Annotated in this window: 22 protein-coding genes; 19 read left to right on the top strand and 3 right to left on the bottom strand. The window is 69.0% G+C overall.

Annotation, left to right across the window (positions count from 1 at the left end; all coding sequences use genetic code 11):
- The first annotated feature begins 162 nt into the window (after positions 1-162).
- Both ACWGKT_RS18830 and ACWGKT_RS18835 read left to right on the top strand, forming a co-directional pair.
- A complete protein-coding gene (locus tag ACWGKT_RS18830) occupies positions 163-3,651 on the top strand; it encodes a DNA polymerase III subunit alpha (RefSeq protein WP_453274537.1) in 3,489 nt (1,162 codons plus the stop codon).
- Positions 3,648-4,622: a DNA polymerase Y family protein gene (locus ACWGKT_RS18835; RefSeq protein ID WP_453274538.1), complete on the top strand. Its 975-nt coding sequence runs from the start codon at positions 3,648-3,650 to the stop codon at positions 4,620-4,622. Before ACWGKT_RS18830 ends, ACWGKT_RS18835 begins: the two co-directional genes overlap by 4 nt.
- 25 nt (positions 4,623-4,647) lie before the next feature.
- Here the strand turns inward: ACWGKT_RS18835 and ACWGKT_RS18840 are convergent, their stop codons facing one another.
- Positions 4,648-5,022 carry a cupin domain-containing protein gene (locus ACWGKT_RS18840; protein ID WP_235452980.1) on the bottom strand — a complete coding sequence of 125 codons (375 nt, stop codon included), beginning with the start codon at positions 5,020-5,022 and terminating at the stop codon, positions 4,648-4,650.
- Between the two features lie 85 nt (positions 5,023-5,107).
- Here ACWGKT_RS18840 and ACWGKT_RS18845 point away from each other — a divergent pair, with 85 nt between their 5' ends.
- Complete coding sequence (locus ACWGKT_RS18845; RefSeq protein ID WP_356153895.1) at positions 5,108-5,554, top strand: MarR family winged helix-turn-helix transcriptional regulator; 447 nt, start codon at positions 5,108-5,110, stop codon at positions 5,552-5,554.
- Between the two features lie 172 nt (positions 5,555-5,726).
- Positions 5,727-6,587, top strand: coding sequence for an esterase/lipase family protein (locus ACWGKT_RS18850; protein WP_453274539.1), 861 nt, complete (start codon positions 5,727-5,729; stop codon positions 6,585-6,587).
- 54 nt (positions 6,588-6,641) lie between these two features.
- Here ACWGKT_RS18850 and ACWGKT_RS18855 read toward each other — a convergent pair whose 3' ends face one another.
- Positions 6,642-7,646, bottom strand: a complete 1,005-nt coding sequence (locus ACWGKT_RS18855) for a lytic polysaccharide monooxygenase auxiliary activity family 9 protein (RefSeq protein ID WP_453274540.1) — start codon at positions 7,644-7,646, stop codon at positions 6,642-6,644.
- Positions 7,647-8,366: 720 nt separating this feature from the next.
- Here ACWGKT_RS18855 and ACWGKT_RS18860 point away from each other — a divergent pair.
- The 3 genes from ACWGKT_RS18860 (at position 8,367) to ACWGKT_RS18870 (ending at position 12,838) form a co-directional block, all read left to right on the top strand.
- Positions 8,367-10,790, top strand: a complete 2,424-nt coding sequence (locus ACWGKT_RS18860) for a hypothetical protein (RefSeq protein WP_453274541.1) — start codon at positions 8,367-8,369, stop codon at positions 10,788-10,790.
- 252 nt (positions 10,791-11,042) lie between these two features.
- Positions 11,043-12,278: a helix-turn-helix domain-containing protein gene (locus tag ACWGKT_RS18865; RefSeq protein WP_453274542.1), complete on the top strand. Its 1,236-nt coding sequence runs from the start codon at positions 11,043-11,045 to the stop codon at positions 12,276-12,278.
- A gap of 56 nt (positions 12,279-12,334) precedes the next feature.
- A complete protein-coding gene (locus ACWGKT_RS18870) occupies positions 12,335-12,838 on the top strand; it encodes a flavoprotein (protein ID WP_453274543.1) in 504 nt (167 codons plus the stop codon).
- Between the two features lie 216 nt (positions 12,839-13,054).
- On the opposite strand, the gene ACWGKT_RS18875 is transcribed toward ACWGKT_RS18870, so the two are convergent.
- Complete coding sequence (locus ACWGKT_RS18875; RefSeq protein ID WP_453274544.1) at positions 13,055-13,450, bottom strand: GntR family transcriptional regulator; 396 nt, start codon at positions 13,448-13,450, stop codon at positions 13,055-13,057.
- An 863-nt stretch (positions 13,451-14,313) separates the two neighbouring features.
- On the opposite strand from ACWGKT_RS18875, the gene ACWGKT_RS18880 reads away from it, so the two are divergent.
- The 12 genes from ACWGKT_RS18880 (at position 14,314) to ACWGKT_RS18935 (ending at position 24,394) form a co-directional block, all read left to right on the top strand.
- Positions 14,314-14,619 (top strand): hypothetical protein, encoded by a 306-nt coding sequence (locus ACWGKT_RS18880; protein WP_453274545.1) that lies wholly within the window; start codon positions 14,314-14,316, stop codon positions 14,617-14,619.
- Positions 14,616-14,945: a hypothetical protein gene (locus tag ACWGKT_RS18885; RefSeq protein WP_453274546.1), complete on the top strand. Its 330-nt coding sequence runs from the start codon at positions 14,616-14,618 to the stop codon at positions 14,943-14,945. Before ACWGKT_RS18880 ends, ACWGKT_RS18885 begins: the two co-directional genes overlap by 4 nt.
- Complete coding sequence (locus tag ACWGKT_RS18890; protein WP_453274547.1) at positions 14,945-15,328, top strand: RRQRL motif-containing zinc-binding protein; 384 nt, start codon at positions 14,945-14,947, stop codon at positions 15,326-15,328. Before ACWGKT_RS18885 ends, ACWGKT_RS18890 begins: the two co-directional genes overlap by 1 nt.
- A gap of 4 nt (positions 15,329-15,332) precedes the next feature.
- Entirely contained in the window at positions 15,333-16,328 is a 996-nt protein-coding gene (locus tag ACWGKT_RS18895; RefSeq protein WP_453274548.1) for a hypothetical protein, read from the top strand.
- 235 nt (positions 16,329-16,563) lie between these two features.
- Complete coding sequence (locus tag ACWGKT_RS18900; RefSeq protein ID WP_453274549.1) at positions 16,564-16,791, top strand: hypothetical protein; 228 nt, start codon at positions 16,564-16,566, stop codon at positions 16,789-16,791.
- A 95-nt stretch (positions 16,792-16,886) separates the two neighbouring features.
- Positions 16,887-18,401 (top strand): hypothetical protein, encoded by a 1,515-nt coding sequence (locus ACWGKT_RS18905; RefSeq protein ID WP_453274550.1) that lies wholly within the window; start codon positions 16,887-16,889, stop codon positions 18,399-18,401.
- Position 18,402: 1 nt separating this feature from the next.
- Complete coding sequence (locus tag ACWGKT_RS18910; RefSeq protein ID WP_453274551.1) at positions 18,403-20,505, top strand: hypothetical protein; 2,103 nt, start codon at positions 18,403-18,405, stop codon at positions 20,503-20,505.
- A 233-nt stretch (positions 20,506-20,738) separates the two neighbouring features.
- A complete protein-coding gene (locus tag ACWGKT_RS18915) occupies positions 20,739-21,041 on the top strand; it encodes a hypothetical protein (RefSeq protein ID WP_453274552.1) in 303 nt (100 codons plus the stop codon).
- Between the two features lie 20 nt (positions 21,042-21,061).
- A complete protein-coding gene (gene ssb, locus ACWGKT_RS18920; RefSeq protein WP_453274553.1) occupies positions 21,062-21,517 on the top strand; it encodes a single-stranded DNA-binding protein in 456 nt (151 codons plus the stop codon).
- Between the two features lie 143 nt (positions 21,518-21,660).
- Positions 21,661-22,578: a bifunctional DNA primase/polymerase gene (locus tag ACWGKT_RS18925; RefSeq protein WP_453274554.1), complete on the top strand. Its 918-nt coding sequence runs from the start codon at positions 21,661-21,663 to the stop codon at positions 22,576-22,578.
- A 193-nt stretch (positions 22,579-22,771) separates the two neighbouring features.
- Positions 22,772-24,010, top strand: coding sequence for a DUF3631 domain-containing protein (locus ACWGKT_RS18930; RefSeq protein ID WP_453274555.1), 1,239 nt, complete (start codon positions 22,772-22,774; stop codon positions 24,008-24,010).
- Positions 24,011-24,178: 168 nt separating this feature from the next.
- Entirely contained in the window at positions 24,179-24,394 is a 216-nt protein-coding gene (locus ACWGKT_RS18935; RefSeq protein WP_453274556.1) for an excisionase family DNA-binding protein, read from the top strand.
- The last annotated feature ends 87 nt before the right edge of the window (positions 24,395-24,481 follow it).

Below are 24,481 nucleotides of genomic sequence, written 5' to 3' on the forward strand. Positions count from 1 at the left end.
CGGGTGGCGGCCGTTTCGTCGTGTCGCGCTGGAGCGTTTGCGCAGGTGGGACACGCCCTCGCGGATGTCGCACGCTTGTTCGAGAATGAGGGTATGGTGGGTGGTCGAGTAGGGAACAGATGTTCGAGAGTCGGTCGGGACTCATGAGTGCGGGAGGTGCGTGTGCCGGGCTTCACGCATCTGCACACCGTCTCCGGGTTCTCCCTGCGGTACGGCGCCTCGCACCCGGAGCGGCTGGCCGAGCGCGCCTTTGAGCGGGGCATGGACGCCCTCGCCCTCACCGACCGTGACACCCTCGCCGGCGCGGTCCGCTTCACCAAGGCCTGCGCGAAGGCGGGCGTCCGCCCGCTGTTCGGCGTCGAGCTGGCGGTGGCGGGGCCCGCGCGGGTCCGGGACGAGGAGTCCGTACGACGGGAAAGGCGCCGCACCCCCGTGCGCGGCGGTGCCTTCATCGACGAGTCGACACCCCGGGTGACCTTCCTCGCCCGGGACGGCGCCCGCGGCTGGGCCGACCTGTGCCGCCTGGTCACCGCCGCCCACGCCCCCAACCTCTCGGCCTCGCCCGAACAGGGGGGACCCCCGTCCGCGGACACCCCGCTGCTGAACTGGTCCGACAACCACGCCGACGGCCTGACCGTGCTGCTCGGCCCCGGCTCCGACGTCGGCCGCGCGCTGGCCGCCGGTCGACCGGACCGCGCGGCGAAGCTCCTCGCCCCCTGGCGCGAGACCTACGGCGACGCCCTGCGCCTGGAGGTCGTCTGGCACGGCCGCGAGGGCACCGGCCCCGGCTCCCTGCGGCTGGCCGCCCGCACCGTCGGCTTCGCCGCCGAACAGCGCGTCCGGCCGGTGCTCAGCAATGCCGTCCGCTATGCCGACCCCGGTCAGGGCCCGGTCGCCGACGTCCTGGACGCCGCCCGCCGCCTGGTTCCGATCGACCCCGCCAAGGAACTGGACTCCGGTGAGGCCTGGCTCAAGGACGCGGACACCATGCTCCGGGCGGCCGAGCGGATCGTGGAGGCCGCGGGCTACCGGCGCGACACCGCCCACCGCCTGCTGGAGCAGACCCGGGCGACGGCCGCGGAGTGCCTGGTCGACCCCGAGGACGACCTCGGCATCGGCACCGTCCACTTCCCCGAACCGCACCTCGTCGGCGCCGGCCGCCGCACCGCCCAGCGGGCGCTGGCCTCACGGGCGGCGGCGGGCATGGTGCTCCGCGGCTACGCCGACCGCCGCGCGTACTGGGAGCGCGCGCACCGGGAACTGGACATCATCGCCCACCACGGCTTCGCCTCCTACTTCCTGACCGTCGCCCAAGTGGTCGACGACGTACGGAGGATGGGCATCCGGGTCGCCGCGCGTGGCTCCGGCGCCGGCTCCCTCGTCAACCACCTCCTCGGCATCGCGCACGCCGACCCGGTCGAGCACGGGCTGCTGATGGAGCGCTTCCTGTCCAAGGAGCGGGTCGTGCTGCCCGACATCGACATCGACGTGGAGTCCGCGCGACGCCTGGAGGTCTACCGCGCGATCATCGACCGGTTCGGCACCGAGCGGGTCGCGACGGTCGCGATGCCGGAGACGTACCGGGTCCGCCACGCGATCCGCGACGTCGGCGCGGCCCTGTCCATGGACCCCGCCGACATCGACCGCATCGCCAAGTCCTTCCCGCACATCCGCGCCCGTGACGCCCGCGCGGCGCTGGAGGAACTGCCCGAACTCAGGCGACTGGCAGGGGAGTTGAAGCGGGAGGGGGAACGGCATGGGCGACTCTGGGAACTGGTCGAGTCGCTCGACGCCCTCCCGCGCGGCATCGCCATGCACCCGTGCGGGGTGCTCCTCTCCGACGCCTCCCTCCTGTCCCGTACGCCGGTCGTGCCGACCAGCGGCGAGGGGTTCCCCATGTCGCAGTTCGACAAGGAGGACGTGGAGGACCTCGGGCTGCTCAAGCTCGACGTGCTGGGCGTGCGGATGCAGTCGGCGATGGCCCACGCGGTCGCCGAGCTGGCACGGGCCACGGGGGAGCGGATCGACCTGGACGCGGTGGCGCCGGGCGACCCGGCGACGTACCGGCTCATCCGCTCCGCCGAGACGCTGGGCTGCTTCCAGATCGAGTCGCCGGGCCAGCGCGACCTGGTGGGCCGCCTGCAGCCGGCCACCTTCCACGACCTGGTCGTCGACATCTCCCTCTTCCGGCCCGGTCCGGTCGCCGCCGACATGGTGCGGCCGTTCATCGAGGCACGGCACGGGCGGGCGCCGGTGCGCTATCCGCACCCGGACCTGGAGGAACCGCTGCGGGACACCTACGGGGTCGTCGTCTTCCACGAGCAGATCATCGACATCGTCGCCATCATGACCGGCTGCGGTCGGGGCGAGGCCGACCGGGTGCGGCGCGGGCTGTCCGACCCGGAGTCGCAGGGGCGGATCAAGGTCTGGTTCGCCCAGCACGCGGCGGCGAACGGATACGACGCGGAAACGATTCAGCGGACCTGGGAGATCATCGAGGCCTTCGGCTCGTACGGCTTCTGCAAGGCGCACGCGGTCGCCTTCGCCGTGCCGACGTACCAGTCGGCCTGGCTGAAGGCGCACCACCCGGCCGCCTTCTACGCCGGGCTGCTCACCCACGACCCCGGGATGTACCCGAAGCGGCTGCTGCTGGCGGACGCGCGGCGGCGCGGGGTGCCGATCCTGCCGTTGGACGTGAACCGGTCGGCGGTCGTCCACCGTATCGAACTGGTGTCTGAGTCGCCGGGTGTCTGGGGGCTTCGCCTGGCCCTCTCCGACGTGTACGGCATCAGCGGGGCCGAGGCGCGGCGGATCGCGGACGGACAGCCGTACGCCTCCCTGCTGGACTTCTGGGAGCGGGCCCGCCCGAGCCGCCCGCTGGCGCAGCGCCTGGCGCAGGTCGGCGCGCTGGACGCCTTCGGCGCCAACCGCCGTGACCTGCAACTGCACCTCACCGAGCTGCACCGGGGCGCCCGGGGCGCGGGCGGCGGCCAACTCCCGCTGGCGGGCGGGCGGAAGACGGCACCGGCCGGGCTGCCGGACCTGTCCGCCGCCGAGAAGCTCAGCGCCGAGCTGGGCGTGCTGTCCATGGACGCCTCGCGCAACCTGATGGACGACCACCGTGGATTCCTCGACGAGCTGGGCGTGGTGTCGGCACGCCGGCTGCGCGAGGCCCGGCACGGCGAGCAGGTGCTGGTCGCGGGCGCCAAGGCGGCCACCCAGACCCCGCCGATCCGCTCCGGCAAGCGGGTCATCTTCACCACCCTCGACGACGGCACGGGCCTGGTCGACCTCGCCTTCTTCGACGACTCCCACGACGCCTGCGCGCACACCGTCTTCCACTCCTGGCTGCTGCTGGTGCGCGGAGTCGTGCAGCGGCGCGGCCCGCGCAGCCTGAGCGTGGTGGGCGCCGCCGCCTGGAACCTCGCCGAACTCGTCGAACTGCGCGCCGAGGGAGGCCTGGACGAGGTCGCGGCCCGGCTCGCGGAACCCGTGCCCGCGCCGGAGGCGGGCGAGGACCCGACGCACGGCCGGCGCATCCACCTGTCCACCGGATACGAACTGCACCCCTGGGCCGATCTGCGGCCCGCGGGTCAAGAGCCTTCACAGGTACGGAAGTTGTGGCATCAGAGTCCGGGGAGTGCGGGATGACCATCCTCTGCGTACGTTTCCAGCTGCCGCCGATGTACGAGGCCGCCCTGCCGGGGCTGCTCGGGCTCCTGGAGGAGTTCACCCCGGTCGTCGAGGCGCTGCCCCCGGACGGAGCGCTGGCCGATCTGCGCGGCGCCGAGCGCTACTTCGGTCGCAGCGCCGTCGAGCTGGCGGCGGTGCTCCGGGTCCGCGCCCTCGCGCTGTACGGCGTCGACTGCGTGATCGGCGCCGGTCCGGGCCCGATGCTGGCCCGCATGGCGCTGCGCGACGCGCGGCCCGGGGTGACGTGTGCGGTGCCCGAGGCCCCGGACGCCATCGCCGCGTTCCTCGCGGACCGGCCCGTGGCCACGCTGCCCGGCGTCGGCACGGCCACCGCCCGCACCCTGTGCGAGTACGGCCTTGACACCGTGGGCCGGGTCGCGGCCGCGCCGCCGTCCACGCTCCAGCGCCTGGTCGGCGCGAAGGCGGGCCGCGAACTGCACGAGCGGGCGAACGGCATCGACCGCGGCCGGGTGGTCCCGAACGCGGTCTCACGCTCGTTGGCCGCCGAACGCCCCTTCCCCCTCGACGAGCTGGACCCGGACCGGCACCGCCGCGCCCTGCTCTCGGCCGCCGAGGAACTGGGCGCCCGACTGCGCGCGGTGGAGAAGGTCTGCCGCACCCTGACCCTCACCGTGCGCTACGCCGACCGCTCCTCGACGACCCGCAGCCGCACCCTCAAGGAACCGACCGCGCACTCGGCGGCGCTGACGGGGACCGCGTACGACATGTACGAGGCGCTCGGCCTCCAGCGCGCCCGGGTGCGCGCCCTGACCCTGCGCGCCGAGGGGCTCGCCCCCGCCGAACAGGCCTCCTACCAGCTCACCTTCGACCCCGTGGACGAGAAGGTCCGCCGCATCGAGGAGGTCGCGGACCGCGCGCGAGCGAGGTTCGGACCGCGGGCGGTGATGCCGGGGAGTCTGGCGGCGTAACGGCACCGCAGGGCGCGGCCGCCGGTCAGTTGGCCCACGGCGGCGCGATCCGGGTGCCGTCGGCCAGCTCCGCCTCCAGGCCGACGGAGGTGGTGACCCAGGAGATCGCGGTGTGGTCGGTGGGGTTCTCGAAGGCGACGGTCGCGCCGGCGTTGATGATCACCGTGTCGCCGGCGGTGATCCGCTCGGTGCGGCCGTCGAGGCCGACCAGGAGTTCGCCGATCAGCAGATGGAAGACCTCCTCGCGGGTGACGGTGTGGGCGGGGGCCTTCGTCCCCGCGGGGATCTCGCCGCGCCAGGCGCACAGTTCCTTGCTGCCGGTGAGGGGGGTGGCGTACGAGACGAAGCGGGCGCCGTGGATCTCGTGGGTCGTGGCCTCGGACGCGCGGACTACGGGCATGGGGTTCTCCGATTCATTTGGTCAAGCAGCTTGACTATATGGTCAAGCAACTTGACCACTACGTCAAGGGTGTTTCAATGCATCCGTGCAGAACTCCGAAGCCATGGCCCTGTCCGCCGCGCTGCTCGCCGTCGCGGGTGACCTCACCCAGCGCATCAATGACGGTGTCGTCGCCCGCGGTTTCGAGGACGTGCGGCCGGCGCACGGCTTCGCCTTCGCGCGACTGGCCCCGGGCGGCGCCACGGTGACCGAGTTGGCCGCGCACCTCGGGGTCACCAAGCAGGCCGCCAGCCAGCTCGTCGACGAGATCGTGCGCAAGGGGTACGCCGAGCGGCGGCCGCATCCGCAGGACGCGCGGGCCCGGCTCGTCGTGCTCACCGAACGCGGGTGGGCCTGCACCCGTGCGGCGGAGGAGGCGGCCGCGGTGGTCGTGGGGGAGTGGGTCGCACTGCTGGGCGAGGGTGAAGTGCGGGCGTTGCGCGGCAGCTTGGCCCGCATCGCCCCCTATGGTCCCATCAGGCCTGCCTGGTGATGGTCCATCAGCAGTCGAGCGCGTCGCTGGTTATCACTGGAAGTTTTTACTGACGCGTAACTTCACAGTCCTGCTACTCGCCCGTAACTTGACGAGTGAACAGCATCCTCGTGATCCGGATCACAGGGCGTAAGGCCGTCGCACCTCCCCTGAGCCGCAAGGAGATCACACGATGCTGCCCTGGAAGCGAGTGCTCAGACCCCTCGCCGCGCTGCTGCTGACCGCCACCGTCGCCACCGTCCCCGCCGCCACCGCCACCGCCGCCTCCGCCCCCAGCAGCGGGTGGAACGACTACTCCTGCAAGCCGTCCGCGAGCCACCCCCGCCCCGTCGTGCTGGTCCACGGCACGCTGGGCAACTCCATCGACAACTGGCTGTCCCTCGCGCCGTACCTGAAGGACCGCGGGTACTGCGTCTTCTCCCTCGACTACGGACAGCTGCCCGGTGTCCCGCTCTTCTACGGCCTCGGCCCCATCGACAAGTCGGCACAGCAACTCGCCGACTACGTCGACCGAGTGCTCTCCGCCACCGGCGCCGCCAAGGCCGACCTCGTCGGCCACTCCCAGGGCGGCATGATGCCCCGCTACTACCTGAGGTTCCTGGGCGGAGCCGCCAAGGTGAACGCCCTCGTCGGCCTCGCGCCCGACAACCACGGCACCGACCTGAACGGCCTCACCAACCTGCTGCCGTACTTCCCCGGCGCCGAGGACCTGATCAAGGCCACCACCCCCGGCCTCGCCGACCAGATCACCGGCTCCGACTTCCTCACCAAGCTCAACGCGGGCGACGACACCGTCCCCGGAGTGCACTACACGGTCATCGCCACCAAGTACGACGAGGTGGCCACGCCGTGGCGCAGCCAGTACCTGAGCGGCTCCGACGTGCACAACGTCCTGCTCCAGGACCTGTGCCCGCTCGACCTCTCCGAGCACGTGGCGATCGGTCTCTTCGACCGCATCGCCTTCCACGAGGTGGCCAACGCCCTCGACCCGGGCCGCGCCACCTCCACCACCTGCGCGTCGGCGTTCAGCTGATGTTCGCCGGGGCCTGTCCGGCCTGAGCCGCCGGTCAGGCCCCGGAGTTCTGTGTCAGCGGCCGTGTCGGCCACCGCTCGCCGCCCGCCGACGCACCGACAGGAACAGCGCCGCCGAACCCAGCGCCAGCGCGGCGGCGCCGCCGACCGCGATGAACGGGGTGCGGTCGTCGCCACCGGTCTCGGCGAGGCTCTCGGTGGCACCCGCCGCCTTCGGCTCGTTCGCGGGGGTCCCCTCGTCCGCGCCCCCGGTTCCGGTCCCGGCCCCGGCCGCCGTCGGTTCGGCCGACGTACTCGCGTCGTTGTCCCCGTGCCCGTGGTGCTCGATCGTCGACTTGTCGGCACCGTCCTCGATCTGCCGGTCGGAGGGCGCGGAGGCGGTGGGCGCGGGCGAGCCCCCGCCGCTTCCGCTCGTGCCCCCACTCCCACGCCCGCCGAAGGAGACGTCGGAGCAGGAGTAGAACGCCTCCGGGCTGTCCGAACGCTGCCAGATCGCATACAGCAGCTGCTTGCCGGAGCGTTGCGGCAGGGTGCCGGAGAAGGTGTAGAAGCCGCCCGAGGCGACCGGGTCGGTGGCCGTCGCGACCGGGTGCGCCAGGTCCAGGTCGGCCCAGGCGAGCGGCCGCGACGGTTTGTAGCCCGGCTTGGTGATGTAGACCTTGAAGGTGCCCTTGTGCGGGGCGGTCACGCGGTACTTGAAGCTGTACGAGCCCTTGCGCACGCCGGTCGCGGGCCAGTCGGCGCGGGCCAGGTCGAGGCCCTTGAACTCCGCGTTGTTCGCGCTGCACAGCTTGCCGTCCGGGATCAGCTTCTGGTGCTGCCCGGCGGCGTCGCCGATACGGATGCCGTTCCAGTCGTAGAGCGCCTGCGTGCCACCGGCCGCGACCGCCGCCGCGCAGGCGGCCGACTTCGGGCTCTCCGGTCCCTCCGCGTAACACTGGGCCACCCGGCTGACCGGATCCCCCATCGAGCCGTGCGCCGAGGCGGGTACTGCGGCGAGCGCGACCAGGGCGAGCGGCGCCAGACCGAGTACGGCGGCGGCCTTGCGGCGTGCGGACATGGGGGAACTCCTCGAAACGATCCGCTGGAACGGGCCGGGCCCGTGGGGCTGAATCCCGTGGGGGGCGATCAGAAACTAGCCCCTGAAAACCGCGAAATCGCCTGCTGAGGGCGGGCGATGGAGATCCTTATGGTGCCGTTAAGGCGGGGCTAACTGATGGCTGAGGAAGCGACGGTGGGAAGCCCTGACTCACCTGCGCCAGGGTGCTGCCACCGTGCGTGGCAGTCCGCGTTCGTCCGCAGTCGGACGCCTCGGTTGGCTCCCGGAATGGCTCCCGGTGCTGTCGCCTACACGCCTTGTCTCTGTCTCTCTGGCCGCCAGGCCCGCACAGAGGAGACTCGGGGTACAGGCACACGCGTGCGACTTGTTGCGCAGGAAGTGGTGCGGCGTGGGGCAACGCCCGAGCGACGCTCGCGGAGGTGCCGATGACCAGCGATCAAGCGGCCGTTCGTGGTCGTTGCTGGTCACTGTGGGCCGCCCCTTGACGGCCCACAGACGGCCCGGCTCGGCTCTGCACGCACCAGTCCCGTACGGCCTGCGTGTGCGCCCCAGGAGGACTCTGACAAGGCCGAAGGCTGCGTGCAAGGAAGCCTTGCGCTGGTCGGAGCTTGTTGCGGCATGCAGCGACAGTCTTGATCAATCTCCCCAAGTTGCATGCAACGCGGCGACACCAGGCCTAACGTGATGGTTGGTACGGGTTCAATGCGTGGGGAGGCGGACTTGAAGCCGTTGACGAAGGATGAACTCTTGGCCGCATATTCAGATACGGAAGAGCGGCAGGCAATTTTCCGGCTAGCAATCCTGAGTGAACTCCTTGGCTATTGCCTTATTGCGCGAGACTACAAGCCGCCAACGTACCTAAATAATCAGATCAAGCTGACCGCCTACGGCAACGAAAAGGTGCAGGGATTTGCACGCAAAAGGATCCCGATTCCAGAGGCCCGTGCGATCTGCTTTCTCGAGTTCTCCTGGATTGACCTACTCATCGACCCGAAAGAAACTGATGTAATTGAAGTCCAAAATGCCATCAGTCGGCAGATTAGAGACCGGTCGATCTACTTCCCGTTTATTTTCGGACGCGAACTGTACGACCGCGCATACGAGAAACTCGATCCCGACAAAAGATCACTAGACCTTTCCGATACCCTGGAATTTCTAGGTGGCACGCCCCAGGGTGTCTTCCAAATGCATGAGTACGTCACAGGCCCATTTGGCCTACTATCCAGCAAGCAACTGCGGTTCTATCAGCCGCAACGGCACGCAGCTCTTCTGCACTGCGGCGACGTCAGTTGCCACAGTATCCATAGGGTTGACTTCTCAACCGCCACCGAGGCGCCAATCAATAAGCATCGCGGTGAGGCCATGAGAGTTCTCCAAAGGGATAGCGAGATCCCAAGCGCTTGGGCGTCCTTCATTGCAGACATCTTCTCTGAAACGGTGCATCCAGCTCGGGATAATGTCAGCGAAACCCTGATTCCCATACTTGGCGACTGCCTCACCGATATGGAGATTCGCGCACTCACGGCCTGGCTGCTTGATAATACACAGGGCACCTTGCGGGAAGTGTGCGCTGACCTTAAATTGCGAGGGAGCGCCGAAGGCATCGTCGCCAGTATGGGGCGTGCCGAGCTCATGCAGCTCTGCCTAGTGATGAGCGACAGGGAAATCATTCAAGGCATAGACACCCTTATTTACAAAAAGATCATTAATGTTCCAGTGACCGAGATCCGTCGTCCACCAATCAATGGTGATTCGGCTTTCGGCACTTTTCACATGAGCGCCGAGCTAGGAAACCACGGTGTTCGAATCCGCTCCGAAAACATGCACCTAGCTCCGCTAAGACTGCGCAACCTTATCGAGCGCATGTACAGACTGTCGGACGTCGCCGATAGGGACGAGCTGGAGTGGCAGCTTAGGACTGCTAGCGGCGACACTCTGGAAGCTCGCCTTGAGAATTACCTGCTCGACCGTTCTCCGAGTGCGGTCGTTAAGAGTCTCGTGCTGGCCCGAAAAAGCAATGCAGTGGCAGCATGTGAACTACTGACATTGCGAGACGGTGCTCCCGAAGGTGACGACTTCATCCCGCTGGTTCTCTGGAAACTAGGTTTTGCCTCTGCGTCCACCGGAGACCCGCATGCCGACTTCTGGCGGCATCACGAAGAGATGGAGAGAATGGCACGGATGGGGCCAGGTGGCCCCATATCGCCGTCAGTCGAAGAAATTCGAAGCGCTGCCGTAAATTACTTCGTGGCGCTGGAAAATGTACTCGATGACGCTATAGCTTTTTCGGTTTGGGCACTATCTCATGATCATGTAACTGATCGGAAACCATTCATTTTCGAACCCAGTCGCCAACGAACCGCGTCCTATAGCTGGCTTCAGGCGGCAGCCTCGCGGGCCGATAACGAACTCACATATGGCGATAAGAACGCACTATATGCACTCTGTCGAGGATTTCAATGCCTGGCATCAGAACTGCAGAGACTCGCAGCCGAGCGGGATGAACACAGGCGCCCGTCGTCTGACCTTCCAGATTGGGTGGAACAGCAGTCGCTTCAGCGTTTTCCATTTAGTCACGTCATCCCGTTTCTCGACCTGACAGATGACTCCCGCGAGGCGGTACTAAGAAATCTCAATGAAATCAGCCGCATCCTGGTATCGGAGAAGGTCTACGACACAAGAAATGACCTGCTCCATGGCGGTCGGCAAGATGTCAGCTTCGGGAAGGTGAGAACAAGCCTAAGCGCGATCCGCAACGCAGTGCAACTCCTGGAGGACTGTGGATTCGCGCGCGTCACTTTTGCCACGTCCGCCCGGCGCTCCGACGGCTATGGCCGATCGATCACGACGCTCAAAAACACGCGTGGAGTATCGCTGGACGTGCATAACCCCACCCCCTTCGCCTGGCTAGGGCTCCCCAGCGTAGGCAGCGAAGTGCATGTGATGACCGCGGCTTGTTTCTCCGCTCCAAGCGACTTCCTCCGTTTCCAATCCGAAAGCACGTCACCTTACACGGAGATGTGGGGGGATTTCCCAAAGAGGAAACCTCGCTCGCAGAGGGTGGGCCACGCTTTGGATGGGGTGGCTGGGGTTGCCAGGGGCCAAGGAATCTCCAACGATCCGGGACTGCCCACGATCCCGTAATATCTAGACGTCGTCTCGTTTGGGCTGTTGGATCTGACAGCGGTCGCTGTCACGCAGTTCGACACGCGACACGCATTTGGTGCCGATCTTCAACACGCAAGGCCAGAGACCCGGACACTCCGTCCGGGTCTCTTCGCGCTGGGGCGCTCACTCTCGTACAGACCAAGGTGCGGAAGTCAGGCCGTCTACCCGCCCCGTAACCGGTTCTGTACCGTGAAACGGGCCCCTACAACCAGCAGGAGGCAGCACGCAATGCGTGGTCTCGGAGATCACCTGAGTATCGGCGAGCGAATCGCGTTCTACCGAAAGCGTCGTGGCTGCACGCAACAGGTGCTGGCGGGTCTAGTCGGGCGTAGCACCGACTGGCTAGCAAAGATCGAGACAGGGCGCCGGAAGCCTCCCCGCATTGACATGCTCACCGACCTGGCGCGCATCCTGCGCGTGCCCCTCGGGGACTTGCTCGGTCAGACGGTGCTCATGGAGGACGAGAAGCAGCAGGACGATGTTCCGGCCGTGCGCGACGCGCTCATGAGCCCGCGCCGACTGTCTCGTCTGCTCTTCGGTCCCGAGGCTGAGGTGCAACTCCCCACGCCGGCGCCCGTGGCCGTGCGTGTGGAGCAGGCATGGAACGACTACCAGGGCGGACGGCTCGGCAGCGTCATCGCAGCACTTCCCGCGCTCCTCCAGACCGCGCAAGAACTGGAGGAGCGAGCCGCACGGCGTGGCGAGGACCGTAGCGACTGCTGGGCAGTGTCGGCTCGCACCCACCACCTTGCAGCGACGACGCTCGCGAAGATCGGTGAATCGGACATCTCATGGCTCGCTGCCGAGCGCGCGATGCGCGCCGCGGACGAGTCTGATGACCCGCTCGTGTTGGCGTCCGCCGCGCGGTCTGGCACACACGCCCTACTGGCCAACGGCCGGTACGACGACGCGTTGGAGTTGGGCAACACGGCCGCCGCTTGGCTCTCATCTCGGGTGACAGACAACGACCCCGCGGCACTGAGTTTGCTGGGGATGATCCACCTGCGGGCCGCTGTCGCAGCGGCCCGCCACCAGGACCGGCCCACTGCCTCCAACCTGTTGGATCGAGCCGAGGAACTCGCGGATGACCTCGGCTCGGATGAGAACTACTGGCAGACCGGCTTCGGGCCCACGAACGTCCTACTTCACCGTCTGTCGGTTGAGCTGGACCTCGACAACGTGTCGTACGTGGTGGAACACGGCCGGATCAACGTCGACCACATGCCGCAGGAACGCAGCGTTTCGCACCGCATCGACTTCGCGCGCGCTCTCTCGCTCAGCGGACAGGGCGATGAGGCGTTCACGGAACTCCGCACGGCTGAACGCACATCGCCGCAGCTCGTGCGCAACAATCCCAGAGTGCGCGAGACGCTGCGGGATCTGATCAAGCAATCACCGGTCACCGGCGGCTCGCGATCGTCCGAGGTGTTCGTGATGGCTCAACGGTGCAGGGCGGTGCAGTGAGTTCAGGCAAGCGTGGGGTGCTCGGAGTCGTTGGGTCGGCAGCCGGAGGCGTAGAGGTGCTGCGCACCGGTCTGGTTGAGCCCGCGATGGAGCGCGGGTGGCAGGTGGCCGTCACTCTGACACCGACCGCGGGTCAGTGGCTACGGATGAGTGGCGAGGTCGAGCAGCTGGAGAAGCTGACCCGCCTACGCGTGCGCGATGAACCGCGCTTGCCCGGCGACACGCGACCGCACCCGCCGGTTGACTGCTACGTGGTAGCCCCCGCATCGGCCAACATGGTGGCCAAGCTCGCCACGGGCGTGATGGACAACCAGGCGCTGACGCAGGTGGGCGAGGCAATCGGCACCCTCGGGTTGCCCGTAGTCGTCTTCCCTCGGGTGAACGCGGCGCACGCTCGCCACCCGGCATGGCAGCACCACATCGACACTCTCCGGGCAGGGGGCGTGCGCATCATTTACGGCCCGCAGGTGTGGCCGCTGTACGAGCCGCGCGAGGCGCCGGCGGGGCGTGAACTCCCCTGGGGGGCAGTGCTTGACGCCGTGGACGAAGTCACCAGATGACGAGTCGTCAACCATTCTGACCTGCAAGGAAAGAGGACCCGGACACTCTGTCCGGGTCCTCTGCCGTTCACGGCTACATGCTCATTGGCATGGCAGGGATCAACGAGCGAAGCGGCGACCTGGAAGGCATGACTCCTGTTGAACTCGCTTTGATCAAAGCGAGCTTGAGCAATGCACGCGTCAAGGTCGAACGACTGCTGAGGCGCGCGGACGAACTCATGGCGAAGGTGGAGTCTCGCTACCCACAAGCCGCTCAAGCCGTTCAAGCCGCTCCCCGAGCGAACGGAGAGCGTCATGAATCGTGCTGAGCTCTGCGGCCAGAGCCGCGAAAGCGGGGCTGCTGCCCGGCTCGGTGCCGAGGGGTACCGCAGGATCACGGACGAACGTCCCGCGCCCCTGCTGGGTGAGGATCAGCCCCTCGTCACGGAGTTGGCCGTATGCACTCTGAACGGTCATGAGCTGCACGCCAAGTTCCTTGGCGAGCGAGCGAGCAGCAGGGAGCCGGTCCCCCGGGGCGAACTCACGATCGGGGCCCGTGATCTTCTCGCGGAACTGCGCCGCAATCGCCTTGGCCGTCGGCGTGGGCTTGGGCACTTCGGGGCTCTGATCCATACCCCCGAGAGTAACTGGACCTAGGTCAATCTCACGCCGTTCTGCCGCACCGCCTTGACAGGCAGATTGACCTAGGTCAATCTGCTTAACGACCCCGCCGGACCCGCTTACACGCGGTCTGGGCGGCAGGGGAGACGTAAAAGCCCGTCGTCTTCACGGATCGATCGGTGTCATCGGCTAAGCCGCTGGTCTGACCCTCGGGCGTAGACCCAGGGACCGGATCTGCGGGGATCCCGATGGTTGGGCTGCACCCGGTCCATGACACCCGGAAGGGATGGGCGCTTCCACTCAGCGAGTGACGACTGAGTGGCGCGGTCACCGACGCGTCGGCCAAGAGGAAGGAGTAAGGCGCGTACGGAGCTGCGAGACGACAGTGACGGGCTTTCCCGTCACTCGTCATGCGGGCAGGGCGCCGGCGTCACGTCGGTGGCCTGCCCGTTTGATGAGCAAACAGAGCGGTCCCCCGGGTGGCACCCCGGAGGACCGCGGACAGGCACCTGAAGAGGAGGCACCTGTGGTCACCAGTCTGACAGAGGCGGAGCGGGCGGAACTGGCCCGGAAGGCTGCCGAGGCGAACAAGCGCAGCGAGGACAACGTGCGTGCCCGGGGCGGCCGTTGATGGCCAACTCGGAGCACGAGAAGACGAAGCCTCCGCTGCCCGTGCGGCCACCGCGCCGGCATCCGCACGCGGTCTGACCGGCCGCTTCCAACCGCCCCGATGGTCGCAGGCAGGGTTCGACTCCGGCCGGGGCGCTCCGGCCCGCCGCCTCGTGCGGCGCTGGCCGCACTTCCGGGACTGGCCGCCGCCCTGTCGGCGCTCTCTCGCGGCCTCTTCTCCTAATCCCTTCGACATGGGAGCTCCCATGCTCAATTACGTCTGCGGCCACCGGGCCGACACCCCGCAGGACTTCGCCGAACTCGCCCTGGGCACCCCCGCCGAACTCTGGCTCGGGGTCGACGGCGAGAGCGACGAGGAGCGCGCGGCGCGGTTGGACGCGGCCCGTGACATCCTCGCCGACCCCGAGTACCGCACCCTTCCCGACGACCTGATCCGCCTGGCCGCGCGGGTCGTCGAGGAGCACCCGGACCTGTTCAACGTGGTCCCGCTGGCCCACCCCGCCCGCCGCCGCACCCGCCGCCGCACCCCGCGTCGGGGGGTTGCCGCATGAGCAAGGGACTGACGCTGGACGACCTGGCCGTGCCGCTGCGGGCGCTGCGCTTGCTGGCCGTGGACTTCGGGCACCTGCCGGCGCCGTGGGTGGACGTGGGCACCGTCTACCCCAACCGGTTGGAGCTGTCGTTCCACGACGACTTGGCCGGCTTCGAGGCATGGCGCGAGGCTCTCGGCATCGCCCCGGACACGGTGGCGCACGGCACGCAGAGCGACGGCGGTACACGCGTGCTGAAGGCGACCGCGGACTTTGCCGGCGCGGTGCTCGTACTGACCGGCTTCGCCGAGATCACCGACCCGGCGCCGCCCGGGGCAACGGCCTGATGTCCGCAGCGCGGGGCAACTGCTTCGACCCGAGCGGCACCCGCTACGGGGTGCCCACCTACCCCTGGCGCCTGGCCCCGGACGGCTTGGCCACCCGACGTCAGCTCCGTACCCGGGGCTTACAACCGGGCGGGCAGCCGATCGCGGCGCAGGTGATGCGGGTCAACCGGCGAGCCGGGGGCATGCGGGTCAGCTACCTGTACCGGATCGACCGCGCCAAGCCCGCGCGCCCGACGACGTCGCATTGGTGGGGCGCGCTCGCTTTGGCGATGCTCGCCCGGCGCACCTGCCCGAAGTGCCGTGTCACCTACAGCTACTGCCTGCCGACCTCGCTCGGCACGTGCGTGCTGTGCGCCTATCCCGACGAACACGTAAGGAAGTGATCACATGGATATGGAGTGGAAGGAAGCCGCCCGCAGGGCGGTGCACTGGAGTCTGCCGGTCGGTCTGACCGGCTTGTCGCTGGGCTGGACCGTGTACGCGGTGGGGGAGATCCTCGCCCACCAGGCCCCGGCGCCACTCGCGTACACCGTGGCCGGGATCTACGACGCGGTGTGGCTGTACGCGCTGGCCATGGAGACCGCGCACCGCCGGCAGGGATCGTCCGGCAAACTGCCCGCCTCCCTCGGCTGGCTGTTCCTGGTCACCTCGGTCGGTGTGCTGTTCACCCACGGCCTGATGAACGCCACCCCGGTCGTCGCGGTCATCGGCGCGGTCGTTCCCGCCGCCGCCAAGGCCACGCTGATCATGGCCGTGGAGCGGGACGCCACCCGCATCTCCCCCGCCGCGCAGCGGCAGATCGACGCCGTGCGCAGCGCGACGCGGGACCAGGTGGCCATCGGCCGCGCGGTCACCCGGGCCAAGGCCGACCGGCACGCCACGGCGGCCGTGCTGGAGCGCGAGGAGCGCAAGGCCCGCGGCAAGGCGCACAAGGTGCGCCACGAAGCGGCCGAAGAGCTGACGAAGCTCGCCGCAAAGCACCCGGTGGCCGACGTCCCACAGGAGGTTCCCGCGCTGTTCTCGGACGAGGATCTCGCCCGGGTGCTGGGCCAGTGGACACAGGACGGTGTGTCCCCCGTGTCCCCGCAGGTCGGCCCCGTGTCCCCGATCAGCGAACTGCCCGCGCCGCAGGATGAGGGACACACCCCCATCGACCTGTCGGGGCTGGCCGAAGCGGCGGCCGTGGCGGGCATCGAGACTCCCGAGCCGGGCGAACCGCTGACCGACGACCAACTGACGGTCGTGCTGCGGTGGCTGCGCCACTCCGAGAACCCCCCGCTGTCCTACCGCAAGGCGCTGGCCGCGTACCGCGCGGCGGGCTTCTCCGCGAAGGAGGAGCGGGTGCGCAAGGCGTACGCCGCTCTGATCGACGCGGAGGCGTAACAGCGTCCGGCACACACCAATGACGGCCAGCCCACGGGAATTGGGCTGGCCGTCGTTGCGACTGCCGGAAGCAGTCGGCCGCACCAGTAGAGCAGACCCGGTGAGCCCCGGCGAGCGGCACCCTCGCAGACCCGGAGAGCAGACCTGGCGAGCCTGGTGCGACAACCCGGCGGACGCTGTCCCGCCGACACCAGCGCACCGTCCGAACCCCGTTGACCAGCAAGGGAGTACCGCTGTGACGACTTCGGCCAGCACGGATGCCGCCGAGTACGTCGAGTTCTTCTTCATCCTCACCGCTCAGCTTCCGGGCGGTGACCAGGCCACGATCTCCGACACCGTCACCGTGACGCGCGGTGCCTCTCGCATCCAGGTGTACCGGGACATCCGGGACTTCGTCGCGCGCGAGCTGGGCGACGCCCGCTTCGCCGTCTTGTTCTTCTCGCTGGAACTCAACCGGCTCTGACCAGCACCGTTTTCGCGTGCAGGAGCCCGGACGCCAAGCCGTCCAAAGCACCGCGTCCGGGCCCTGCCCTCCTCCACAAAGGAGTGGCTATCAGCATGACTGAGATCAGCACCGAACCGGTAGCCGTTCCGGCTGCCACCGCACCCTCTCCGGAGCCGCCCCCGCTCACCACAACGGAGACAGCCCCGGCCGCAGTTGAGGTGGACCACACGCCCGGCGGCTGGCCGGTCGTACCGCTCGCCCTGTCCGGGGCGAACACCACGGTGGGCACGATCGCCACCGCATCCCTGACCGGCGGGCCCATCGCCGCCATGGTGGCCGCCACCGGCGCCGTCATCCTCGGCACGGTTACCGCCACCCGCTCCCGCAAGCCCAACTCCCGCCGCGACGCCCGGCGGGCAGCCGCCCGCGCCGCCGGCCGCTCAGCTGCCCGCAGCGCGGGCGTGCGCCGCGGCAGGCCGGGAGCAGAGAGCGGCCGATCCGGTGGCCGTTCACTCGGCTCCCGCCACGCAAGTGGCGCCGTGGGCGGGAAAACCCGCGGCAAGGCTGGTGGGGGCGCGTCCCAGCGCACGACCGGCGCCGGCAAGGCCGCGGGCCGGGTCGGACAGATAAGGGCTCTGCGAGCCTCGCAGCAGGCTGCGGCTGGGTCGCGTGCCGGGCAGCGGGCGCAGACCACGGCCGCTCGCCGCGCCATCGCCGATGCCCGCCGCAACGCCAAGGCCGGCAGCGCCCGGTTCGGCAAGCGCGGGACTCTCGGGGGCCGCCTGTTGGGTGGCGCCGCCCGCAAGGCCCGCGCCGCGCGGGATGCGGCGATCGCCAAGCACCGTGCCAAGCGCGACGCCAAGACTGACGGCAAGGTCGCCGCGCAGCGTGCCGCAGTCCGTAAGGCCCCCGCCCGCAAGGCAGCCAGGAAAGCGCTGCGCAGGTCCGCTGCCCGTTTCCACGGCCGCCGCCTGCTCGCCGCTCTGCTCGCCGCGCCCGTCGGGCTGCTGGGGATGATCACCACTCCGATCGGCCGGAAGCTCAACATCCCGTGGCTGATCCACCCCGGCCGGCGCCTGTACCGGCGCCTCGTCCGTGTCGCGGGCGAGCAGCGCGCCCAGCGGGACGAAGCCATCCGCGAGGAGCTGAGCGAGCAGGAAGCCGCCGCGGACGCGGAGGCCGCCCAGGACGGCACCCAGGGCATCGGCGACAGCGTCAAGCGGCCGACCGCTCAGGTTCCCACCCGTACCCCCGTCGCAACGCAGGTCAGTGAAGGAGAGCACGTGTCCGGATTCCGGTTCGAAGAGGCCGCGGCCGAGATGGAGCAGGCCGCCAACTCCTACGACCCCGAAGACTGCATGGAGATCCTCGCCATGGTCGAGGGCCTGCCGGCCGCCCTCACGTCGGTGGCCAACGTCATGAAGATCCTGGCCGAGCGGTCCGACAGCGAGTTCCCGCTGGAGAAGGAAGTCGCGGACGGCTTCAACGACATCTTCGGCGCCCTGATGAGCGCCGTCGCGGTCGCCGATGACATGGGCCCGCTGTTCAGGCAGGTCCACGCGCAGGACATCGCCCGCCACGAGGACCCCCGCAACGGCACCGAGGCCGAGAAGGGCTGGAACGTCTGAGATGAGTAGCACCACCACCGCCAACAAACAGCAGGACGGCAGTGGCCCGGTGCTGGACTGGACGGCCGGTCACGGACCCGTGACCGGCGCCCTGTCCGCCACCACCGGAGCCTTCGCCGTCGCCACCACCGGCGCCGCCACCCACATGCCACCCGGCTGGGCACTCGCCGTCGGCGCCGCCGGCGCGCTCGGTCACACCATCGCCGGGATCCGTGTCCGCAACGCGGGCCGTACCCTCTCCACCAAGGCCGCGTCCTGGCTGGTCGGGGCGGGCTGGACCACGTGGGCCATGACCCACGGCCCGCTGACCTGGGCCGCCCTCGGCTCCCTGGCCACCATCGGCGTCGGTATCGGCGCCGCCGCACGGTCCAGCGCGCTGTATGAGGAGGCGCGGGAGGAGGAGGCCATCGCTGCGGAGCAGCGGCAGATCGCCGCGGAGCTGTCTGCAGAGCGCCGCGCGATCGCCGCGGAGTGGGTCGACCGCATCGAGCGGGTGTGCTCGATCACCGTGCGCGTGCTGGGGGTGGAGATGTGGGAGACCGGTGCCGGGTTCTCCATCGACGCCGAACTCCCACCCGGGGGTGCGACCTGGAACAAGATTGCTGCCGAGTCGCCGCGGCTGTCCGCGGACGCCCGGCTGCCGCACGGCTGCACCGCCACCGCCTCCCCCGGCATCCACCAGGGCCGCGTCATCCTCGACGTGACCACGGTCAACGTCCTGGAGGAGGAGCGCACTTACCCCGCCGACTACGGGCCGCTGTCCGTGCATACCGGCATTCCGTGGGGCTACCGGACGAACGCAGAGCAGATCCTGGCCTACCTGCGCGAACAGTGCGCGCTGATCGTCGGGCCGACCGGATCGGGCAAGACGAACATGGTGCACGCGATCCTCGCCGGATTCGCCCGCGCCGAAGACTTGCTCACGTGGGTGATCGACCTGAATGCCGGTTCGGCCGGTCTGCCGTGGGTGCTGCCCGCGCTGAACGGTGAACTTGTGCGGGAGGACGGCAAGCCCGTGCGGCCCGGTATCGACTGGCTGGCCGGCACCTTCGACGAAGCCATGACCATGCTCGATGCGGCCGTGCGCGTGGCCAAGCAGCGCAAGATGGGCTACCAGGACCTTCTCTCCAAGGCCAACACGGACCTGCTGCCCATCAGCCCGAAGATTCCTCAGATCATGCTCGTCATCGACGAGGGCGCGGAGATCCTGGCCAGCCCCGACCGGCAGGTGCGCAAGCTCGGGGAAAAGATCCTGGAAGTCATCCGGATCGCCCGCGCCATGGGCGTGCGCACCGTGCTCACCGCCCTCGGGGCGACCGGCGCCGTGCTGAGCAACCTGATGATCCGGCGGGAAGCCAAGGTCCGCGTCGCCCTCACCGGTGGCGAGACCGAGGGCATGGACCTGTCGAAGATGTTCCCCGGCAGCCGTGGCCTGCGCGTGGACCAGGCCCCGCACAAGGGAGCCGGGTTCATGGGCACCCCCGAGTCACCGGCGGCGCTGTTCAAGGCGTGGCGGATCCTCCCGAACCAGATCCGGGAGATCACCGCCGCCACCTCCGACCGGCACCCGCGGCTGGACGACGTGTCCGCCAAGGCCGCCGGATCCGCCTACGCGCGCCGCTGGGATGCCGACCGCACCGCATGGATGCACGATCAGATCGCGACCGTCGACAGTGGCGGCTCGGCACGGGACGTGCTGGGGGCGCTGCGTCTGTCCGCGCTGAGCGAGCAGCCGGAGTCTCCGGAGGATGCGTTGGCGCGCAGGTTCCGCGAGGAGATCGACGCGCAGTTCAGCACCACGCCCGACCCCCACACCGCCGAGCAAGGCGAGGGGGCGGAGCGGCCGGCCGGGCTGAATCTGTCGGCGCTGCGGGGTGAGCAGGACAGTCCCGCGCAACAGGCGGCGCTCGCCGCACTGATCGCCGCCGGACCCGAGGGCACCGGGGCGTCCGCGATCGCCCGCGCACTCGCCGACGCGTACGGGACGACGCGTCAGACGGTCGTCGGCTGGCTGAAAACGTGGATGCAGGACGGCACCGCTGTCCGCATCGGGGAGGGCACCAAAGCCCGCTACGTCCACCGCTCCCACACATCCGACGGCTGATCGCTTGTCGCTTGTTGTCCCCGCCTCACCACATGCCGTCTGCCGGGGCCGTGAGCCTTGAAAACGGCTTGTGAGCTGGGAGGCGGCAAGCGACAAGACAAGACAAGCGACAAGCCGGACGACAAGTCGCACGACAAGAGAGACGACAAGTCACGCGACAAGCACGCCATCCACCGCACGGGCCCGCGCCATCTGGTGGCGCGGGCCCGCGGCTCATCCCGAGGGAGCCTGAAATGAGCCAGCACACCCCGCCCGGCCAGATAGCCCCGCACATCCCCGCCGACGTCTTCCAGCGCGCACAGGCGACCGGACAGCCCATCGTGTTCGTCGTCAACGACACCCCGCCCGCCTTCCCCTGGCAGCGGCTCCTCATCCCGTTCGCGATCGCCGGGGCTGCCGCCCTCGGCACGTGGGGTGTGGTCGCCGCCCTGTGCTGGCTCATGGACGTCGCCGCGCACACCGCCACCGTCATCGGCGGCGCTGCCGGACCCATCGGCGCCGGCGGCATCACCCTCAAACTCGCCCGCTCCAAGTAGCCCTCCATGGAGAGTTCAGCATGTCGTTCGGAGAGACCCCCGTGACCCTCGTCGGCAACCTGACCGACGACCCGGAGCTGAAGTTCACCGAGGGCGGCGCCGCTCTCGCGAAGTTCACCATCGCTGTCACCCCGCGCACCTTCGACCGCACCTCGAACCAGTGGAAGGACGGCACGACCGCCTTCTACCGGTGCGCTGCCTGGCGCACGCTCGCGGAGCACATCGCCGACAGCCTCAAGAAGGGCTCCCGCGTGGTGGCGGCTGGCCGGATGCGCCAGCACGACTGGCAGACCCCGGAGGGCGAGAACCGCTCGATGCTCGCCGTGGAAGTCGACGACATCGGCGCCTCCGTCCGCTTCACCACCGTCCAGATCAACGCCAAGCGGTCCGCCCAGAACGGTCCGGCTGGCGACAGCCCGTGGGACAAGTCCAGTGCCGCGGCCGGAGCGGAGTTCAGCGCTGAGCCCCCGTTCTAGCTGCGCCAAGGGCGGCCCCCACCTCTCGCCAAAGAACGCGGGGCCGCCCTTGCCAGCCAGTCACCATCAAGGAACTGGAGATATCCAGCATGACCCAACCCGCCCGCATCCGGCGACTGTCGGCCGTGCCACAGCCCTTAGACGTGAGCGAGCCTGCGACCGTCGCTCTGGAGACCCTGCACTTGCTCGCCGCCGCCCTGTGCTCGGCAGAACGCGGCTGGCCCGTCATCTGCCTGCACCCGAACACCAAACGGCCCGCCGGACACGCCGAGCGAACCTGCCCCCACACCGGACGCTGCGCGAACGGACACCGCACCCCCGAGGAGCGGGCCACCATCGACCCGGATCTCATCCAGATGGCCTGGGCAAACCGGCCCTACAACGTCGGGATCGCCACCGGCCCGGCCGGTCTGCTCGTTGTCGACCTCGACGTGCCGAAGCCAGAAGAGCAAGAAGGAGCGCCTGACGGCGCCACTTCCTTCAAGGCGCTCTGCGAGCGCGCCGGACAGCCCTTCCCGCTCACCTACCAGGTGCGGACTCCCAGCGGGGGCCTCCACCTGTACTTCGCGGCCCCGCCCGGCACGCAGTTGAAGTGCACCGTGAAGCGGCTGGCCCCGCACATCGACACCCGCGCCTGGGGCGGATACGTGGTCGCCGCCGGCAGCACCACCGAGCAGGGCGCCTACGAGGTCACCGAGGCGGCCCCCGTCGCCCCGCTACCCGCCTGGCTCGCCGCCCTGCTCACCGAGCCAGCCACAGCCGCAGCCCTGCCCACGCCGACCCGGGTGTGGGACGCCACCAAGGCCGCCCGGACCGCACTGGAGCGGGAGTGTGCGGTCATCCGGGCCGCTGGCGAGGGTGGACGCAACAGCACGCTGTATCGCAGCACGTGCAAGGTGGCCCGGTTCGTCGCTTGGGGACACATCGCCCGCCACACGGTGGAAGAGGCAATCCAGGCGGCGGGGGAGTCGACCGGACTGCCGGCTGCCGAATGCCGCACGACCATCCGCAGCGCCATGGAATGGCTGATCGCCAACGCCACGCCGCGGGAGGCCGTATGACCCCCGCCTCCCGCTCCCCCCGCCTGGATTGCCTCTTCTACGCGCCGTACGGGCCGCAGGACGCCCCGATGGCTTGCGCCAGGCAAGGCGTGGGCGGCCGAGAGAAGGTCGCCCGTCAGGGCGTCCTTTCAGCTCTTCGCCCGTCTCACCGCACCTCGTTTTCGACACGTAACTCCGAAGGAAGGAACGGCGCATGACTTCCACCATCGACGGGGCCGCGCTGCTCGACGAGGTGGAAACCTTCCACCGCCGCTTCAACGTCTTCCCCACCGAAGCCGCCTACGTCGCCGTCACCCTCTGGGACGCCCACGCCCACCTCATCGACGCGTTCGACGGCACCGCCCGCCTTGCATTTCTCTCCCCCGAACCTGGATCGGGCAAGTCCCGCGCGCTGGAGATCGTGGAGACCCTCACTCCGCGGGCGGCCACCACGGTGAATGCCTCCGCCAACGCCCTGTTTCGGCTGGTGGAGGCCGACGCAGGAACCCCCACCCTCCTCTTCGACGAGATCGACACCGTCTTCGGCCCCAAGGCCGGAGGCAACGAAGAGGTCCGAGGCTTCCTCAACTCCGGATACCGGCGCGGCGCCAAGTCCCTGCGCTGCGTCGGCGACGGCTCCAGCCAGAACGCGGAATGGTTCTCCTCGTTCTGCGCGGTCGCGATGGCCGGTCTCGGCTCACTGCCGGACACGATCCTGACCCGCTCAGTCATCATCCGCATGCGCAAAAAGGCCCCCAACGAGAAGGCCGAACCGTATCGCCGGCGCGTCCACGAGAAGCAGGGCCACGCCCTGCGCGACCGCCTCGCCGACTGGGCCGCCACCATCCACGACCAGATCGCCGAAGCGTGGCCGGAGATGCCCGAGGGTGTCTCCGACCGACCCGCCGACGTGTGGGAACCCCTGCTCGCTGTCGCCGACGCGGCAGGTGGGCACTGGCCCGAACGGGCCCGGGCCGCCTGCGTCACCCTCATCAAGGCCGCCCAGGAAGGCGACGAAGCCTCCCTCGGAGTACGCCTACTGACCGACCTGCGCGACCGCGTGTTCTGCGGCGCCGACCGCATGCCCACCGCCGCCATCCTCGAAGTCCTCCTCGGACTCGATGACGCCCCATGGGCCGATCTGACCGACGACGGCAAGGCCCTGACCGCCCGAGGTCTGTCCAAACTCCTGAGCCAGTACGTCCGCCCCGACAACAGCCCCATCCGGCCCCGCGGCATCCGTGTCGGCAGCGGTACCCCGAAGGGCTACTACGCGGAAGACCTCAGCGACGCGTGGGCCCGCTACTGCCCCCCTCCCCCCGAAAAGTCCGCAACATCCGCAACGTCCGCAACATCGCAGGTCAGCGGGGGTGAATCCGTGGCGGAATGCCCGACTGAGAGCCGCCACATGTCCGCGGAAACCGACACACGCCAACTCCGCATCGCCGGCTGACCAACCGCACCCAAAGGTGCCGCCGCGCATCACGCGTGGCGGCACCTATCCGCAACACAACCGGCGTCCGCCACAGATTCAAACCGCTGACCAGCAATGTTGCGGCGTGGCGGATGTTGCGGATCCCCAGAAGGGTCTACCCGCGAGCGAACCATGAGGGAGGAACCCATGGACGCGGCCGCAACCGCCGTTTCGGCGCAGCCCCGTCTTCACAGCGTGGAAGCCGCGGCCGAGCTTCTCGGCATTGGGCGCACCGCGACGTACGACGAGATACGCCTCGGGCGGCTTCGTACCGTCCGACGTGGTCGTCGGCGTCTCGTGCCCTCGGAGTGGATCGACGAATACGTTGAACTCCTGAAAAACGAGGCTGAAGCCGCCGCCTAGCTTCGCAACAGAGCAGGGCACCGCGCCACCTAGATTAACTGGGAAAATTGAAATAAACGTTACGAAGGATCGGAATAGAGCCGCAAC

Source organism: Streptomyces sp. NPDC054794 (assembly GCF_053611585.1).

What these genes read in the sequence shown, in the direction of transcription:
- ACWGKT_RS18905 (WP_453274550.1), top strand. Translation starts at nt 16,887, where the DNA reads ATGACTGAGATCAGCACCGAACCGGTAGCCGTTCCGGCTGCCACCGCA.
- ACWGKT_RS18855 (WP_453274540.1), bottom strand. Translation starts at nt 7,646, where the DNA reads ATGTCCGCACGCCGCAAGGCCGCCGCCGTACTCGGTCTGGCGCCGCTC.
- ACWGKT_RS18865 (WP_453274542.1), top strand. Translation starts at nt 11,043, where the DNA reads ATGCGTGGTCTCGGAGATCACCTGAGTATCGGCGAGCGAATCGCGTTC.
- ACWGKT_RS18935 (WP_453274556.1), top strand. Translation starts at nt 24,179, where the DNA reads ATGGACGCGGCCGCAACCGCCGTTTCGGCGCAGCCCCGTCTTCACAGC.
- ACWGKT_RS18915 (WP_453274552.1), top strand. Translation starts at nt 20,739, where the DNA reads ATGAGCCAGCACACCCCGCCCGGCCAGATAGCCCCGCACATCCCCGCC.
- ACWGKT_RS18910 (WP_453274551.1), top strand. Translation starts at nt 18,403, where the DNA reads ATGAGTAGCACCACCACCGCCAACAAACAGCAGGACGGCAGTGGCCCG.
- ACWGKT_RS18840 (WP_235452980.1), bottom strand. Translation starts at nt 5,022, where the DNA reads ATGCCCGTAGTCCGCGCGTCCGAGGCCACGACCCACGAGATCCACGGC.
- ssb (WP_453274553.1), top strand. Translation starts at nt 21,062, where the DNA reads ATGTCGTTCGGAGAGACCCCCGTGACCCTCGTCGGCAACCTGACCGAC.
- ACWGKT_RS18835 (WP_453274538.1), top strand. Translation starts at nt 3,648, where the DNA reads ATGACCATCCTCTGCGTACGTTTCCAGCTGCCGCCGATGTACGAGGCC.
- ACWGKT_RS18885 (WP_453274546.1), top strand. Translation starts at nt 14,616, where the DNA reads ATGAGCAAGGGACTGACGCTGGACGACCTGGCCGTGCCGCTGCGGGCG.
- ACWGKT_RS18850 (WP_453274539.1), top strand. Translation starts at nt 5,727, where the DNA reads ATGCTGCCCTGGAAGCGAGTGCTCAGACCCCTCGCCGCGCTGCTGCTG.
- ACWGKT_RS18930 (WP_453274555.1), top strand. Translation starts at nt 22,772, where the DNA reads ATGACTTCCACCATCGACGGGGCCGCGCTGCTCGACGAGGTGGAAACC.
- ACWGKT_RS18890 (WP_453274547.1), top strand. Translation starts at nt 14,945, where the DNA reads ATGTCCGCAGCGCGGGGCAACTGCTTCGACCCGAGCGGCACCCGCTAC.
- ACWGKT_RS18895 (WP_453274548.1), top strand. Translation starts at nt 15,333, where the DNA reads ATGGATATGGAGTGGAAGGAAGCCGCCCGCAGGGCGGTGCACTGGAGT.
- ACWGKT_RS18875 (WP_453274544.1), bottom strand. Translation starts at nt 13,450, where the DNA reads ATGGATCAGAGCCCCGAAGTGCCCAAGCCCACGCCGACGGCCAAGGCG.
- ACWGKT_RS18880 (WP_453274545.1), top strand. Translation starts at nt 14,314, where the DNA reads ATGCTCAATTACGTCTGCGGCCACCGGGCCGACACCCCGCAGGACTTC.